The organism is Actinokineospora auranticolor (assembly GCF_041897805.1).
GTDB classification, from domain to species: domain Bacteria; phylum Actinomycetota; class Actinomycetes; order Mycobacteriales; family Pseudonocardiaceae; genus Actinokineospora; species Actinokineospora auranticolor.
Map to the genome: position 1 here is coordinate 7971318 of NZ_CP154825.1, position 15195 is coordinate 7986512.

At 73.0% G+C, this 15195-nt stretch carries 15 protein-coding genes; 3 read left to right on the forward strand and 12 right to left on the reverse strand.

The features are described 5' to 3' along the window. Positions 1-74: 74 nt before the first annotated feature. From V5P93_RS34895 to V5P93_RS34950, 12 genes are all read right to left on the reverse strand, one after another. Positions 75-608, reverse strand: a complete 534-nt coding sequence (locus V5P93_RS34895) for a hypothetical protein (protein ID WP_146107947.1) — start codon at positions 606-608, stop codon at positions 75-77. Between the two features lie 58 nt (positions 609-666). Then, a complete protein-coding gene (locus tag V5P93_RS34900; protein ID WP_104477879.1) occupies positions 667-1101 on the reverse strand; it encodes a hypothetical protein in 435 nt (144 codons plus the stop codon). Further along, positions 1098-1580 (reverse strand): hypothetical protein, encoded by a 483-nt coding sequence (locus tag V5P93_RS34905; protein WP_104477878.1) that lies wholly within the window; start codon positions 1578-1580, stop codon positions 1098-1100. Before V5P93_RS34905 ends, V5P93_RS34900 begins: the two co-directional genes overlap by 4 nt. 17 nt (positions 1581-1597) lie before the next feature. Further along, entirely contained in the window at positions 1598-2572 is a 975-nt protein-coding gene (hemB, locus tag V5P93_RS34910; RefSeq protein WP_104477877.1) for a porphobilinogen synthase, read from the reverse strand. A gap of 70 nt (positions 2573-2642) precedes the next feature. Further along, on the reverse strand, positions 2643-4175 hold the full coding sequence (locus tag V5P93_RS34915; protein ID WP_104477876.1) for a bifunctional uroporphyrinogen-III C-methyltransferase/uroporphyrinogen-III synthase: 1533 nt from the start codon (positions 4173-4175) through the stop codon (positions 2643-2645). Positions 4176-4195: 20 nt separating this feature from the next. Next, positions 4196-5152 carry a hydroxymethylbilane synthase gene (hemC, locus tag V5P93_RS34920; protein WP_104477875.1) on the reverse strand — a complete coding sequence of 319 codons (957 nt, stop codon included), beginning with the start codon at positions 5150-5152 and terminating at the stop codon, positions 4196-4198. After that, the gene (locus V5P93_RS34925) at positions 5152-6492 is read right to left on the reverse strand and encodes a glutamyl-tRNA reductase (protein ID WP_104477874.1); all 1341 of its coding nucleotides are present in this window, start codon (positions 6490-6492) and stop codon (positions 5152-5154) included. Before V5P93_RS34925 ends, hemC begins: the two co-directional genes overlap by 1 nt. Beyond that, on the reverse strand, positions 6489-7301 hold the full coding sequence (locus V5P93_RS34930; RefSeq protein WP_104477873.1) for a redox-sensing transcriptional repressor Rex: 813 nt from the start codon (positions 7299-7301) through the stop codon (positions 6489-6491). Before V5P93_RS34930 ends, V5P93_RS34925 begins: the two co-directional genes overlap by 4 nt. A 219-nt stretch (positions 7302-7520) precedes the next feature. Continuing rightward, on the reverse strand, positions 7521-8195 hold the full coding sequence (locus tag V5P93_RS34935; RefSeq protein ID WP_374066611.1) for a fasciclin domain-containing protein: 675 nt from the start codon (positions 8193-8195) through the stop codon (positions 7521-7523). 113 nt (positions 8196-8308) lie between these two features. Continuing rightward, complete coding sequence (locus V5P93_RS34940) at positions 8309-9877, reverse strand: molybdopterin-dependent oxidoreductase (RefSeq protein ID WP_245931137.1); 1569 nt, start codon at positions 9875-9877, stop codon at positions 8309-8311. 64 nt (positions 9878-9941) lie between these two features. Beyond that, entirely contained in the window at positions 9942-10175 is a 234-nt protein-coding gene (locus V5P93_RS34945) for a glutaredoxin family protein (RefSeq protein ID WP_104477872.1), read from the reverse strand. Next, positions 10172-11776, reverse strand: a complete 1605-nt coding sequence (locus V5P93_RS34950) for an AMP-binding protein (RefSeq protein WP_374065124.1) — start codon at positions 11774-11776, stop codon at positions 10172-10174. Before V5P93_RS34950 ends, V5P93_RS34945 begins: the two co-directional genes overlap by 4 nt. A 277-nt stretch (positions 11777-12053) precedes the next feature. Here V5P93_RS34950 and V5P93_RS34955 point away from each other — a divergent pair, with 277 nt between their 5' ends. From V5P93_RS34955 to V5P93_RS34965, 3 genes are all read left to right on the forward strand, one after another. Next, on the forward strand, positions 12054-12701 hold the full coding sequence (locus tag V5P93_RS34955; protein ID WP_104477871.1) for a sigma-70 family RNA polymerase sigma factor: 648 nt from the start codon (positions 12054-12056) through the stop codon (positions 12699-12701). A gap of 100 nt (positions 12702-12801) precedes the next feature. Beyond that, on the forward strand, positions 12802-14199 hold the full coding sequence (locus V5P93_RS34960) for a DUF5667 domain-containing protein (protein ID WP_104477870.1): 1398 nt from the start codon (positions 12802-12804) through the stop codon (positions 14197-14199). 162 nt (positions 14200-14361) lie between these two features. Further along, complete coding sequence (locus tag V5P93_RS34965) at positions 14362-15162, forward strand: HAD family hydrolase (protein WP_374066613.1); 801 nt, start codon at positions 14362-14364, stop codon at positions 15160-15162. The last annotated feature ends 33 nt before the right edge of the window (positions 15163-15195 follow it).

A 15195-nucleotide genomic window follows, 5' to 3' on the forward strand; every position in this document is an offset into this window, starting at 1 on the left:
CACGTCCACCCGGGCGTCATAGTCGGCCGGTTTTCCCCTCTGCACAAGTACAACGGGCCCTTACGGGAACCGGGTCACCGGCGGCGGCCCGCCTCCAGGAAGGCCTTCGCGTCCGGCGTGTAGAGCAGGTAGATGCCGCCGCCGACCAGCAGCACCGGCAGGATGCCGATGATCACGTTCGCCCCGCCGCCGGACACGGAGTACAGGCTGTAGAGGATCAGCAGCCCGCCCAGCACGGTCAGCGCCGTGCGGCCCCACTGCTTGCCCGAGCGCACCTTGAGCACGAACAGCACGGTCAACCCGATGATCAGCGCGGCGATCACCCCGCTGATGACCAGGGTGAAGTCGACCAACTGGTTGATCTTCTCCGGGGTGACCGGCTCCTTGGCCGCTTCCAGGCTCTTGCGGGCGGCTTCGCGCAGCGAGGTGTGGTCCATCGTGAGGGTCAGCACGGTGCCGAGCAGGTACAGCGCCGCGTTGACGAACCACAGCACCGACGAGGTGTTGACGGCGCGCGGCCGGGGGGCGGTCTGCCGTTCCTGCTCCGGCACACCCGGCATCGGCTCGTAGCGGGGGGCGTCCTGGGGACCGGGATCGTTGGTAGCCATGGTCAAAAAGTATTCGGCTCTGCCAACCGACGCAGTACCGGCACGCCGTTGTCGCAGTTCACACCTCGTGAACGAATCCCCCGAGGCGTTCGGCGAACTCCTCCGGCGCGCTCGCCCAGGCCAGCACCACCGTGCCGTCGTCCAACTCCAGCGGGATCTCGGTCGTCTTGCGCGGCACGGCCCACCCGCCGCCGAGCGGACGAGCGCCGACCGGGACACCCACGTCGGCGACCCGCGCGATCCGCCGGATCTCCAGCACCTCGCGGCCCTGCTGGAGGGTCACCGGGGTCAGCACCACCCGCCGGACCCGCCTGCGCGCGGCCACCCAGACCGCGGCCATGCCCGCGAACGCGTACCCGACCAGCCACCACGCGAACCAGTGCACCGGTCCGGTGAGGCTCTCCACGCCCGCGCCCGCCGCCCCGAAGACCGGCCCCCACAGCACCGGCCACCAGGTCGACCCCGGCTCGAAGTAGAGGACCGGTTGGGTCACCGCTCACCGTCGTGGGGGTAGAACGGCCGCGCCGACTTGAAGAACAGCAGACCCACGCCGACCACCGTGAGCAGCGCGCTGAACAGCCCGTACACGGTGACGCGGCCGATCGAGTACTCGAACAGCGTGGCGAACACGCCGACCACGAGCAGCAGCGTGCGCGCCTTGCGCACCCCGCGCCGCGCCTGCGTCGACAGCAGCACGAAGAACCCGAGGAAGGTGACCGTGCCGATGACCAGCCACCAGGACAGCGTGGTCGCGTTCGCCTGCACGTCGGACAACCGCAGCTCCGGCGCCCGCTCGACCCGCAACCGGGCCCAGTCCGCGCGCAGCGCGAGGAACAGCACCGCGCCGACGATCCCGGAGACCCCGGCGGCGACCAGGACCCAGAACGAGATCCGGACCACGCGCGGCGCGTCGGCGCGCGCCGCCACCTCGTCGGCGGTGGGCATGACCGGGGGTTCTTCCGGGACCGTCATGCCGGCGAAGATACCGGTCAGTCCCGCAGCCAGCCCGCGGCCTCCACGGCCCAGTAGCTGAGGATGACGTCCGCGCCCGCGCGGCGGATCGAGGTGAGCGACTCCAGCACCGCGCGCTTGCGGTCGATCCAGCCGTTGGCCGCCGCCGCCTCGACCATCGCGTACTCGCCGGAGACCTGGTACGCCGCGACCGGCACGTCCGAGACCTCCCGCACCGCGCGGATCACGTCCAGGTAGGCCAGGGCGGGCTTGACCATGACCATGTCCGCGCCCTCGTTCAGGTCGAGGTGCGCCTCCCGCAGCGCCTCGCGCACGTTGGCCGGGTCCTGCTGGTAGCCGGTCCGGTCGCCGTCGAGCTGCGACTCCACGGCGTCGCGGAAGGGGCCGAAGAACGCGGAGGCGTACTTGACCGAGTAGGCGAGGATGCCGGTGTCGATGTGCCCGGCCGCGTCCAGCGCCTCGCGGATCACGCCGACCTGGCCGTCCATCATGCCGCTCGGGCCGAGGTATTGGGCGCCCGCGTCGGCCTGGGCCAGCGCCATGTCGGCGTAGATGGCCAGCGTGGCGTCGTTGTCGACCACGCCGTGGTCGTCGAGCACGCCGCAGTGGCCGTGGTCGGTGAACTCGTCCAGGCACAGGTCCGACATCAGCACGGTGTCGTCGCCGAGTTCCGCGCGCAGGTCGCGCAGGGACGTGTTGAGCACGCCGTCCGGGTCGATGCCGCCGGAGCCGGTCGCGTCGCGCACCTGCGGCACGCCGAAGAGCATGATCCCGCCCACCCCGGCCGCGACCGCCTCGACGGCGGCCTTGCGCAGCGTGTCGCGGGTGTGCTGGACGACACCGGGCATGCTCGCGATCGGCAGGGGCTCGGTGGCGCCCTCCTTGACGAACATCGGCAGCAGCAGCTGCCGCGGGCGCACCTCGGTCTCGGAGACCAGGCGCCGCACCGCCGGGGTGCGGCGGAGCCTGCGCGGCCGGTGGTTGGGGAACATCTATGCGGTCCCTTCCAGGACGGAGAACGAGCGCGGGCGGCGTGCCGAGGCACACCGCCCGCGAGTAGCTCTAGCGCCGCGCGCGCTTGGTCTTGCGCGGCGGGGGTAGCGCCCCTTCCGCGCGGAGCCTGGCCGCGTGCTCGGCCAGGGCGTCGACCAGCGCGGGCACGGTCGCGTGTTCGGGCTGGACGTCGACCCGCAGGCCGAACTCGCGGGCCGTCTCGGCGGTCTTGGGGCCGATGCAGGCCACCAGGGTCCGCGCGTGCGGCTTGCCCGCGATGCCCACCAGGTTGCGCACGGTGGAGGACGAGGTGAAGCACACCGCGTCGAAGCCCCCGGTCTTGATCATCTCGCGGGTCTCGGCGGGCGGCGGCGCCGCGCGGACCGTGCGGTACGCGGTCACGTCGTCGATCTCCCAGCCGCGGTCGCGCAGACCGGCGGCCAGGGTCTCGGTGGCGATGTCCGCCCGCGGCAGCAGCACCCGCTCGACCGGGTCCAGTATGTCGTCGTAGGGCGGGAAATCGGCCAGCAGACCCTCGCTGGACTGCTCGCCGGAGGGCACCAGCTCGGGGTTGATGCCGAACGAGCGCACCTTCTCCGCGGTCGCCTCGCCGACGCAGGCGATCTTCACGCCGGAGAACGCGCGGGCGTCGAGGCCGAACTCGGCGAACTTCTCCCACACCGCGCGCACGGCGTTGGTGGAGGTGAAGATGACCCACTGGTAGCGGCCGTCGACCAGGCCCTTGACCGAGCGCTCCATCTGCGCCGGGCTGCGCGGCGGTTCGACCGAGATGGTCGGCACCTCGCTGGGGATGGCGCCGTGCAGGTGCAGGCGCTCGCTCATCTCCCCGGCCTGGTCCTTGGTGCGCGGGACGAGCACGCGCCACCCGTAGAGCGCGCGCGACTCCCACCACGACAGCTTGGACCGCGCCGCCACGGCCTGGCCCACGGTGACCACGAGGCTGCCCGACATCTCGCCCGCGTCGGCGGCGAGCGAGGCCAGGGTGGTCTCGATGGTGCGCTGGCTGGTGTTGGTGCCGTCGGCGGTCACCGCGACCGGGGTCTGCGCCGCGAGGCCGTGTTCGACCAGCGAGGACGCCGCCTCGGCCAGGTGGCTGGCACCGGCGTGCAGCACGATCGGGCCGGGCACCGCGGCCAGGCCCGCCCAGTCGATGTCGCCGCGGACGTCGACCTCGGTGTGCGTGGAGCCCAGCGCGATACCGGCGTAGGCCGGGACCGCGGTGGCCGCGGAGACCCCGGGCACCACGTCGAAGACCGCGCTGGTGCGGGCCACGGCCTGGGCCTCGGCCACCACCGCGGAGTGGGTCAGCGGGTCGCCCGCGACCAGGCGGACCACGACGCGTCCGGCCTTGGCCTCGGCGACGAGGTCCTTGGCCACGTCGGCCGGTTCGCCGACGGCCGGGCGCACCTCGGCGCCCGGGCGCGCCAGCGCCAGGACTCCGGAGGGGACGTCGGGGTCGGTCACCACGAGCTCCGCGCGGTCGAGCAGTTCCTTGGCGCGGACGGTGAGCAGTCCCGCGTCACCGGGGCCGGAGCCCACGAAGGCGACGCGTCCGGGGGACTTTCGTGCACGGGTGGTCATGTCAGGCCACTTCCCATCAACTACGCCTCGGGACCGGAGAGCACCCCGGCCCCGAGTTCCAGCAGCTCGGCGGCCAGCGCGCGGCCGAGCTGCTCTCCAGCGGTCAGGTCACCGGTGGCCGATGCGCGCATGAGGTCGACGGCCCCGGTGGGGTCGCCTGCCTCGTACGCCGCGGCTACCCCGCGCAGCGACAGGCGGTAGACCACCCGGTCGTCGGCGTCGAGGTCCTCCACGACATCGGCCAGTGCGCCAACCGGCGCGCTGCAGCCCGCTTCGAGCGCGGCCAGCATGGCCCGCTCGGCGGCCACCGCGGCACGGGTGGCTTCGTCGTCCACAGTGGACTGGAGAAGGTGCTCTACGTCGACGTCGTCGACGCGGCACTCGACCGCCAGGGCACCCTGCGCCGGCGCGGGCAGCATCTGGATCGGGTCGAGGGTCTCGGTGATCTCGGCGAGTCTGCCGAGTCGGGACAGTCCCGCGCGGGCCAGCACCACGGCGTCCAACTCGCCGTTGGTGACCATGGCGATGCGGGTGTCCACATTGCCCCGGATGGCCACGATCTCGTGGCCGAACCCGAGTGCGCGCAACTGCGCGGCCCGCCGCGGCGAGCCGGTGCCGATGCGCGCGCCGGGCGGCAGCTCACCGAGGGTGAGCCCGTCCCGGGCGATCAGCGCGTCGCGCGGGTCCTCGCGCGGCGGCACGGCGGCCAGCGACAACCGCGGGTCGGGCGCGGTGGGCAGGTCCTTGTAGGAGTGCACGGCCACGTCGACCGTGCCGTCGGCGAGCGCGTCGCGCAGCGCCGAGGTGAACACGCCGACCCCGATCTCGGCGATGGGCGCCGAGGAGCGGTCGCCGGGGGTGGACACCGTGACCACCTCCACCCGGACGCCCGCGCGGGTCAGCGCGTCGGCGATCGTGCCGCTCTGCGTCAGGGCCAGGGCCGAGCCCCGGGTCCCGATCCGGATGATCCGGTCCATCAGCTACCACCGTCCACAACGGACTTGACTGGGGGGTGCCCCACCGGGTCGGCGGGGGTGGACACCGACGCGGGCTTGTGCGGGTCGAGCTGGAACAGCTCGCGCAGCGCCTCGGCGTACCCGGTGCCCTGCGGTCCGGAGGCGAGTTCCTTCACCCGGACCGTCGGGGTGTGCAGGAGCTTGTCGACCACCCGGCGGACCGTGCGCGCCAGTTCCGCGCGCACGGGGGCGTCGAGGTCGGGCAGCCGACCGTCCAGCCGCAGCAACTCGGCGTCGACCACCTCGGCCGCGCGCCTGCGCAGCGCGGTGACCGTCGGGGTGACCTCGGCCGAGCGCTGCGCGGCGAGGTAGCCGCGCACCTCCTCGGCCACGATCTCGCCCGCGCGGCGGGTGTCGGTCCCGCTCGGCGCGTCGGTGAGCCTGCGCTGGAGGCTGGCCAGGTCGACCACCCGCACGCCGTCGACGTCGCCGACACCGTCGGCCACGTCGCGGGGCAGGCCCAGGTCGCAGATGACCAGCGGCCGGTCCGCGCGCGGGGGCACGGCGTCGGCGGTGATGACCGCGCCGACCGCGCCGGTGCACGAGACCACGACGTCCGCGTCGGCGATGCGCGCGCGCAGCTCGCCCAGGCCGGTGGCGGTGGCCGGTACGCCCTGCTCGCGCAGGGACACGGCGAGCCGTTCGCCGTTGGCCGGGGTGCGGTTGGCGATGACGACCTCGCCGATGCCCGCGCGGCGCAGCGCGGCGGCGGAGAGCCCGCCCATGGAGCCCGCGCCGACGATCAGCGCGCGGCGCCCGGCGAGCCCGCCGAGTTCGGCCTCGGCGTCGGCCAGCGCCTCGGACACCACCGAGCCGCCGACCTGGTCGAGGCCGGTGTCGGTGTGCACCCGCTTGCCGATCCGCAGCGCCTGCTGGACCAGCTCGTGCAGGGTGCTGCCCACGGTGCCCGCCGCGCGGGCGGCGCCATAGGCCAGCCGGACCTGCCCGAGGATCTGCGACTCGCCGACGACCATCGAGTCCAGCCCGGCGGCCACCGAGAACAGGTGCTGCACCGCGGCAGCGGCGTAGTGCACGTACAGGTGGTCGTAGAGCAGCGCGGTGTCGGCGCCGGAGTGCCGCGAGAGCACGCCCGCGATGTCGGCGAGCCCGGCGTGGAAGGCCTCGACGACGGCGTAGACCTCGACCCGGTTGCAGGTCGAGACCAGCACCGCCTCGGCCACGTTCGGGCAGGCCAGCAGCTCGCCGAGCACCTTCGGCACGTCCGCCGCGGCGACCGTGACGCGCTCCAGCAGGCGCACGTCGGCGCTGCGGTGGGACATGCCCACGGCGATGACGCTCACGAGACCACCACCCCGTTCACGCGGGGCCGGGCGCCGTTGACCGCGGCCGCTGCCGCCTCGGCGGCGGAGTCCGCGCGGCGGGCCACGTGGAAGGACAGGACCTGCAGCTCCACCGCGAGGTCGACCTTGCGGACCTCGACGTGGTCGGGCACCTGGAGCACGACCGGGGCGAAGTTGAGGATGCACTGCACACCGGCGGAGACCAGGCGGTCGCAGACGGCCTGGGCCGCGGGCGGCGGTGTGGCGATCACGCCGATGGAGACTTCGCGCTCGGCGCACACGCGCGGGATGTCGTCGATGTGCTCGACCGGCAGGCCACCGACCGGCACCCCGACGAGGTCGGGATCAACGTCGAAAAGAGCAGTCACGGGAAACCCTCGTCCTGGGAACCCCCCATAGTTGGCCAGGGCGTGTCCCAGGTTACCGATCCCGACGACGGCTACGCTGTGCTTTCTGGTAAGACCGAGGATCCGCTCGATCTCCTCGATCAGGACGGCCACCTCGTAGCCGACCCCCCGGGTGCCGTAGGACCCGATGTAGGAGAGGTCTTTGCGCAGCTTGGCGGAGTTGACGCCCGCCGCGACGGCGAGTTCCTCGCTGGAGACCGAGCCCGTGCCCTGCTCCTGCAGGCCGGACAGCACGCGCAGGTAGACGGCGAGGCGGGCGACGGCGGCCTCGGGGATGGCGCGGGCCCGCTCGCGGGCGGCGGGGACCTCGGTGACCCGGGGGATCGGGGTGGTGATCTCCGCGGCGGTGGGGGCGGGCGGGGGGACGCCGACCCCGTTCCGCTGGCCTCGCTGTGCCGCCACGCGCTGCTCCTCAGAGGGAATTCGTCACCGGGTCTCCTTAACGGTACCGCTTGTGAACGTGTGCACAAAGTCGGTGGCCAGGGCCCTGAACCGGCCCGCGGAGGTGACTCCGGTCTCGCTCCGGCGGCCCTCCGGTCAGCGGTTACGCGACACCCGGGAACGGCGGCGGGCGGCCGGGCACTGGTGCCCGGCCGCCCGCTCCGCATACCCCGCCCGTGACTACGACTGGGGCGTGAGGACGGTGTCGATGACGAAGACCGTGGCGTTCTTGGTCGGGATGTTCCCGCAGAGCACCTTGGCGCCGCCGATGGTGATGTTGTTGCCGGTGCCCTCGATCTTGAGCTCGCCGCCGGTGGCGTTGAGCGGCTGCACCGAGCCCGCGGCGATGAGGCCGTCGCGGTCGTAGCGCTTGGGCACCACGTGGTACTGCAGGATCGGGCCGAGCTTGGCCGGGTCCTGGGCCAGCTCGCCGAACTTGACGTCGCCGAGCGCGTCGAAGGCCGAGTCGGCCGGGGCGAACACGGTCAGGTTGTCGGTGGTGTTCAGCGTGTCGACCAGGCCGGGGATCGCCTTGACCGCCGCGACCAGCTTGGTCAGCAGCGGGTTGGTGCTCGCGGCGGTGGCGACCGGCTGCGGCCCCATCGACATGAGGCTGCCCGCGTCGGAACCCTGCGGCAGGTCCTTGCAGTTGGGGCCGAAGACGTCGGTCGCGGTGGTGACGCCGGTGTTCGCCTCACCGGCGGCGGACATCCCGCTGTCGGTCGTGGTGGTCGTGGTGGTGCTCGCGGCCGGGCTGCTGGTGTCGTTGCTACTGCAGGCGGTCATGGTCAGGGCGGTGGCGGCCGCCATCGCGATCGCGACGGTTTTGCGCGCGCTCTTGCTCACCAGGATCAGCTCCGTTTCTCGGGTGGACTTCCGACATGATTCGATGCCGGCTGCGGGAACGGTTTGCCACCTGAGCAAGGAAAATGTGCCCTTTCGAGTGATAGTTCCGGCCGCGGAAGCGCTTACTCCACAGTGAACAGCGCGGAGTGCCAGCCGGTGGCGCCGTCCGGAATGGGTGGCACCCGGACATCCGTTTGGGTGTGACCGTCACGGTCCGTCGCGCGCACTTCCGCGCGGTGGCTTCCCGCCTGGAGCGTGAACGCGGTCTTCCACTGCCGCCAGGTCTGCTTGTTCACCTCGGTCGCCAATTCGGCGTCCTGCCACGGACCGCCGTCCACCCGGACCTCGACGCGGTCGATTCCGACGTGCTGCGCCCACGCGATCCCGGCGATGACCACCTCACCGGCGGGCACCTTGGCGAATCCGCCGGGGACATCGATCCGGGACTGGGTTTTGATCGGCGCCTTGTCCGCCCAGCCGCGTTCCTGCCAGTAGAACTCCTTGCTGCCGAATGTGGTCACTTCCAGGTCGGTGACCCATTTGGTGGCGGAGACGTAACCGTAGAGACCGGGGACGACCAGCCGCGCGGGGAAACCGTGCTCGACCGGCAGCGGTTCGCCGTTCATGCCGATGGCCAGCAGTGCCCCGCGCTCGGGGTCCAGGATCGCCTCCAGCGGGGTGCCGGTGGTCCAGCCGTCGACGCTGGTCGAGTAGAGCTGGTCGGCCTTCGGGTCGGGGTTGGCGGCCATGACCAGGTCGCGCAGGGGCACGCCGGTGAAGTTGGCGGTGGAGATGTACGGGCCGCCGACCTCGTTGGACACGCAGGTCATGGTGATGGTCCGCTCGACCAGCGGGCGGTTGCGGATGTCCGCGTAGCTGAACGACAGCTCGCGGCCGACCATGCCGTGCAGGCGCAGGGTCCAGGTCTCGGCGCGCACCCGGGGCACCACGATCGCGGTGTCGACCCGGTAGAACTGGCTGTTCTCGGTCAGGAAGCCCGGGGTGCCGAGCGCGGAGAAGTCGGCGCTCGCCGGGATCGCGGGCGCGGGCGTGGCGGGGCGCAGCGGGCCGACGGAGGCGCGGGAGCCCTCCACGTCCACGCGCCCCGCGAGGAACTGGCCGAGCCCGCCGGTGATCGCGACGCCCGCGACCACGCCGGAGGAGGTGCGCAGGAACTCCCGCCGCCCGGCGCCCGCGTCCGATCCGTCCGAAGTGGACAGCCGGTGCGCGGCGGCGCGGTGCAGCCAGGCGAAGACCAGCACACCCGCCACCAGCGAGGCCAGCGGGGCGAGCACGGCGACGGTGTCGAGGTCGGGTCGGTTCGCGACCGCGGCGATGCCGAGGACGCCGAACACGGCCGCGACGGCCTGGCCGGGGCGCGGCGACGCGCGGGAGAGCAGCCCCGCCGCGATGGCGACGAGCAGCAGGGTGAGCGCCATACCGCCGAGCAGCACCTGCTTGTCGTGGCTGCCGAAGGTGCGGACGGCGAAGTCCTTGAGCCAGGACGGTGTCAGGTCGATGGCGCTGTTGCCGACCGCGAGGAACGGCGAGGCGTTGGGGCCCACCACACCGGCGACCAGGTGACCGGCGGCCAGGGCGGCGGCGACGGCCAGCACCCCGATCAGCGCGGCGACGCGGCGGTCCAGCCTGGTGGGCGCGGGGGTGGTGTCGGGTTCCGCGAGGGTGTCCACACCGTCCGTTCGTAGCGGAAGCGGCCGTGGAGTGCCCCGGGAATGCGGGGGACCCCGATCGGGGTCAGCCCAGCGCGGCGCGCAGGCGGTCTTCCTCGACCCGCCAGTAGCCGTGCTCCGCGCCGTCGACCAGGATCACCGGGACCCGGTCGCCGTACTCCGCGCGCAGCTCCGGGTCGGCGTCGACGTCCTCGGTGCCCCACGCCAGCCCGAGGTCGCCGCAGATCCGCGCCACGTCGGCCTCGGCCACCTCGCAGGCGTGGCAGCCCTGCCTGGTCACAACGGTCACCCTGGTCACGTCGTGACGCTACCGCGCAGCCCCGCGCGCCGGAGCTTGCCGGTGACCGTGTGCGGCAGGGCCGCGGCGAACTCCACCACGCCCGGCACCTTGAACCGGGCCAGGTGCGCCGCGCAGTGCGCCAGCAGCGCCTGCTCGGTCAGCTCGGCGCCCTCGCGCGCCACGACGACGACCTTGACCCGCTCGCCGGTGCGCTCGTCCGGCACGCCGACCGCGGCGACCTCGGCCACCCCGGGCAGTTCCGCGACCACCTGCTCGACCTCGCGCGGGTAGACGTTGAAGCCGTTGACGATGATCAGGTCGTGGGCGCGGTCGACCAGCCGGAGGTCGCCGTCGGCGTCGAAGTAGCCGACGTCGCCGGTGCGGAACCAGCCGTCGGCGTCGGGGCCGCCGCGGCCGTCGGGCCAGTAGCCGCTGAACAGGTTGGCCCCGCGCGCGGCGACCAGGCCGGTCTCGGAGTCGTCGGTGAACTCCCCGACCACCGACTCGTCCGACCCGTCGGGGTCGTCGGGGTCGTCCGCGGTGGCCACCGGACGACCGTCGGCGTCGACCAGGCGCAGCTCGACGCCGGGGATGGCCCGGCCGACGGCGCCGGGCTTGGCCACACCGCCGACCAGGGTGGAGGTGAGCACCGGGCCGGTCTCGGTGAGGCCGTAGCCCTCGTGGATGGCCAGGCCGGTCGCCGCGCGGACCGCCGCCAGCGTGCGCGGGTCCAGCGGGGCGGCGCCGGAGGTGAGCAGCCGGGCGGTGGCCAGGGCCGCGCCGAGCCGGTCGCGGCCCGCGGTGACCAGCGCCTGGTACATCGCGGGGACGCCGATCACGGTGGTGAGCCGGTGGTCGCGGCAGGCGTCGAGCGCGCGGTCGACGCCGAAGCGCGGCAGCAGCACGCCGGTCGCGCCCGCGGCGGCGACCTGCCACAGCGCGGAGAGCCCGTAGGCGTGGGAGAGCGGGACCGCGAGCAGCACCCGGTCGGTAGCGGTGACCGGGGCAGGTCGCAGCGCGGCGCACTGCGCGGCGTTGGCCAGCAGCGCCCGGTGCGACAGCAGCACGCCGCGCGGGGACCCCGAGGTGCCCGAGGTGTAGCAGATCAGCGCCGTGTCCTCGCCGCCGCCGACCGCGGGGACCCGGGGCACCCCGTCATCGTCGGAATCGACCCCCAGGTCCGGATCCGGCAACGAGATGATCTTCTTAGGGGGATTCGCGGTAACTCTGGATAGCCCGAGAGCGAAACACACACCACTGTGGTCAAGTACCCGTTCGACCTCCTGCGGCGCGGCGTCGGTCCCGACCGGCACGGTGATCGCACCCGCCCGCAGCACGGCGAACAACGCGACACAAGACTGGAGGCTGTTGGACAGCACCACCGCGACCCGGTCTCCCCGCGCCACCCCCAGCCCGGTCAGCACGCCCGCGTAGCGGTCCACCGCGGCGGCCACGCGCCGCCAGGTGAGCGAACCCGAACCGGCGGCGTCGACCAGGCCGGGACGGGCAGGCGCGGTCTCGCTCGCGCCGACCACCAGATCGGCGAGGTTGCCGCCGGGCACCGCGGGCGCGGCACCCCGGTCGACTGCCCCGGCACCGGCCGAACCCGCCATCGCCATGACCTCCCCAATCGACGCACCCCGGCCACGGATAGCCCTGGAGCACGCACTTGTCCGGTTTCCGCAACGAACCCGCCACGGCGCGCAACCGCGACACACCCGCGCGCGTCCAGGCCAGCAGTGTGGCATGGATCACCGATCACACGGTTAACTGACCACTTCGCTTCGATCCTGGACCACCGGCCGTTACCTACCTAAAAGTAACCACACGTAAGCTGCTGAGGAATTGCACGGCGGTGGGGCGACCGCCGGCAACGAGGGAGTGTGCGGCTGCCCGATGACCCGCCAGACGCGATCCGACGCTGCGCGACAGGGCGCTGCAGGCACCCGTTCCGCAGGTGACGGGGCCACGCCGGGGGGCGAGGAACCGGACGCCGCCCACAGCGAGTCGTGGGGACTGGTGCGCGCCGCCCAGGAAGGCGACACGGTCGCCTTCGGCAAGCTCTACGACCGCTACGTCGACATCGTGTTCCGGTACGTGCTCTTCCGCGTCGGCGACCGGGAACTGGCCGAGGACGTCACCAGCGAAACATTTTTACGTGCCTTACGCCGCATTACGTCAGTCACTTACCAAGGCCGTGACGTTGGCGCGTGGTTCGTCACAATCGCGCGCAACCTCGTGCTCGACCACGTGAAGTCGTCGAGATTCCGACTCGAGGTCACCACCGGGGAAATCCGCGACTCGGAACGGGTCGAAGCCGGTCCGGAACAGCAGGTCATGACCAAGGCGACCCGGGAAGCGCTGCTCGGCTGCGTCGACCAACTCGGAGACGACCAGCGGGAATGCATCGTGCTGCGGTTCCTGCAGGGGTTGTCCGTCGCGGAAACGGCGGCGATCATGAACCGGAACGAGGGCGCGGTGAAGGCACTGCAACACCGGGCCGTGCGCAGGCTGGCGCAACTTCTGCCCACCGAGCTGCGTTGACCCGATGGGGTGCATCGATATGTGCCACGCGGTCGGGCCGTAACCCGGGGACAGGTGGAGTCGTTTCATCCACAGCGAGACCCACAGGAGTCGGAGCGGGATGGTGGACAGCGGATCGGGGTCGTCCGGACCCCACGGCGAACGCGCGGAGAGACCCCGCGCGGGCCGGTCGCACCCCGGACTGCTCGACGAGGCCGGGGACATGGACGCGCTCGACGACCTGGGGCCCGATTTCACCGAAGACGACCGCGCGATCCTCGAACTCCTCGCGGGCCTGGGCTCCTGCACCGCCCCCGACGACGGCTCCCGCGACCGCATGCGCGCCAAGGTGCTGGCCGGACTGGCCGCGGAACCCGCGCTGGACACCGCGGCGGCGGAAACCGCGCCGGGACTCGAATCCCCGCTGACCCGCCCCGCGCCCGCACCCCGCCCGCGGCCCGCCCGCGCACAAGCCGACTCGCAGCCCACCGCGCAACCGACCCGCCCGCCCCGGAACGCGGGCCGCGCGCCGCGCGGCAGGCGCGGCGGTTCGGCCGAATCCACGCGGCCTGGGGCCGCGCGCGCGGGTTCGGGTGTGCGCAGCCGGTTCGCGGTGGCGGCCACGGCCGCGCTGGCGCTGGTGTTCGCGCTGGCGGGCACGAGCCTGCTGCTGGCCCGCGACGCGCTGCCCGGTGACGCCCTCTACGGCATCAAGCGCACCGGCGAGGCCGCCTCGCTCGGGTTGACCTTCGGCGCCGAGGACAAGGCGTTCAAGCACCTGGAGTTCGCCGCCGCGCGGGTCAGCGAGATCGAGACCCTGGCGCTGCGCAGCACCGACCCGCGGTCCGCGCCGTCCGAGGGCTACCTGGCCGCGCTGGGCGACTTCGACAGCGACGCCACCGCCGGTGCGCGCGCCCTCACCGGCATCGCGACGGCGGGCGACGGCGCCCAGCTCGAGCCGCTGCGCGCCTGGGCCGACCAGCAGGGCGCCCGGCTGGCCGCGCTGCGCCCCCGGCTGCCCGGGGCCGCCGACAACCGGCTGACCGCCTCGCTGGCGCTGCTCGACCGGATCGAGGACCGGGCGGGCAAGCTGATCACCCGGCTGCCCTGCTACCAGGTCGTCTCCGGCGACCTCGACGAGATCGGCGCGATGCCCGCCACCGCGACCTGCGACGTGCGCCCCGACGCGCCCCGCATCGCGCCCCCGACCACCGGCTCGGACGCGGGCGGGCGACCGGCACCGGGTCAGCCGACGACCACGGCGCCCACCGAGGCACCGCCGACCACCGGCACGCCGCCACCCGACGTGCGCAGCACCCGGCCCGCGACCCCGCCGGTGACCTCGACCTCGCCACCACCCCTGATCCAACTCCCCCCGATCCTCGGCGGGCCCACCACGACGGCTCCCGGCACCGGCACCAAGGCCCCTGGGCTGACGGTGCCGTTGCCGCTTCCGCTGCCCACCATCTCGGTGCCGCCGCTGGTGCCCGGTCTGGTCGGCTCGATCGAGATCGGTTGAGGTCCCGGCGCGACCGGCCGGGGGATCGCTACGCTGGTGGCCTGACGGGGAAGACCAGCGGGGAGGCGTGAGGTGTCCGTGCGGCGAGGGGGCAAGAACCCCGAACTCGAACGCCTCGCGGCGCTCGCGGGCGAGGCGAGTGCCGAGGCGGCTTCCGTCGCGATGGAACGGTCCAGCGCGCCGGTACCGGTCGACCTGACCGCGGCGGCGTTCTTCGACGTGGACAACACCATCATGATGGGCGCGTCGATCTTCCACTTCGCCAGGGGCTTGGCCGCGCGCAAGTTCTTCTCCAACTCCGACCTGGTGAAGTTCGCGCTGCAGCAGGTGATGTTCCGGGTCGGTGGCAAGGAGACCGCCGAGGGCATCCGCAGCAGCCGGGAACAGGCGCTGTCCTTTGTGGCCGGTCACACGGTGGCCGAGCTGACCGCGCTGGGCGAGGAGATCTACGACGAGCTGATGGCCGACAAGATCTGGCCCGGCACCCGCGCGCTGGCGCAGATGCACCTGGACGCGGGCCAGCGGGTGTGGCTGGTCACCGCCACCCCGGTGGAGCTCGCCACGATCATCGCCCGCCGCCTCGGGCTCACCGGCGCGCTCGGGACGGTCGCGGAGAGCACCGACGGGGTGTTCACCGGCAGGCTCGTCGGCGAGATGCTGCACGGCCCGGCCAAGGCGCACGCGGTGCGCTCGCTGGCCGCCCGCGAGGGGTTGGACCTGCGCCGCTGCACCGCGTACTCCGACTCGTCCAACGACGTGCCGATGCTGTCGGTGGCGGGCACCGCGGTCGCGGTCAACCCGGACAGCGGCCTGCGGGAGGTCGCCCGCAAGCGCGGCTGGGAGATCCGCGACTTCCGCACCGGCCGCAAGGCCGCCAAGATCGGCGTCCCGTCGGTCCTCGGTGCCGGGGCGGTCGCGGGCGCGGTGGCTGCGGGACTGGCCTACCGCAAGCGCGTGATCTGATCCACTAGCCGAACTTTCCTGTACGGTCGTGAA

Excerpts from the sequence above, each read along its gene's own strand:
- V5P93_RS34895 (WP_146107947.1), bottom strand. The coding sequence starts at position 608 with ATGGCTACCAACGATCCCGGTCCCCAGGACGCCCCCCGCTACGAGCCG.
- V5P93_RS34905 (WP_104477878.1), bottom strand. The coding sequence starts at position 1,580 with ATGACGGTCCCGGAAGAACCCCCGGTCATGCCCACCGCCGACGAGGTG.
- hemB (WP_104477877.1), bottom strand. The coding sequence starts at position 2,572 with ATGTTCCCCAACCACCGGCCGCGCAGGCTCCGCCGCACCCCGGCGGTG.
- V5P93_RS34915 (WP_104477876.1), bottom strand. The coding sequence starts at position 4,175 with ATGACCACCCGTGCACGAAAGTCCCCCGGACGCGTCGCCTTCGTGGGC.
- hemC (WP_104477875.1), bottom strand. The coding sequence starts at position 5,152 with ATGGACCGGATCATCCGGATCGGGACCCGGGGCTCGGCCCTGGCCCTG.
- V5P93_RS34950 (WP_374065124.1), bottom strand. The coding sequence starts at position 11,776 with ATGGCGATGGCGGGTTCGGCCGGTGCCGGGGCAGTCGACCGGGGTGCC.
- V5P93_RS34955 (WP_104477871.1), top strand. The coding sequence starts at position 12,054 with ATGACCCGCCAGACGCGATCCGACGCTGCGCGACAGGGCGCTGCAGGC.
- V5P93_RS34960 (WP_104477870.1), top strand. The coding sequence starts at position 12,802 with ATGGTGGACAGCGGATCGGGGTCGTCCGGACCCCACGGCGAACGCGCG.
- V5P93_RS34965 (WP_374066613.1), top strand. The coding sequence starts at position 14,362 with ATGGAACGGTCCAGCGCGCCGGTACCGGTCGACCTGACCGCGGCGGCG.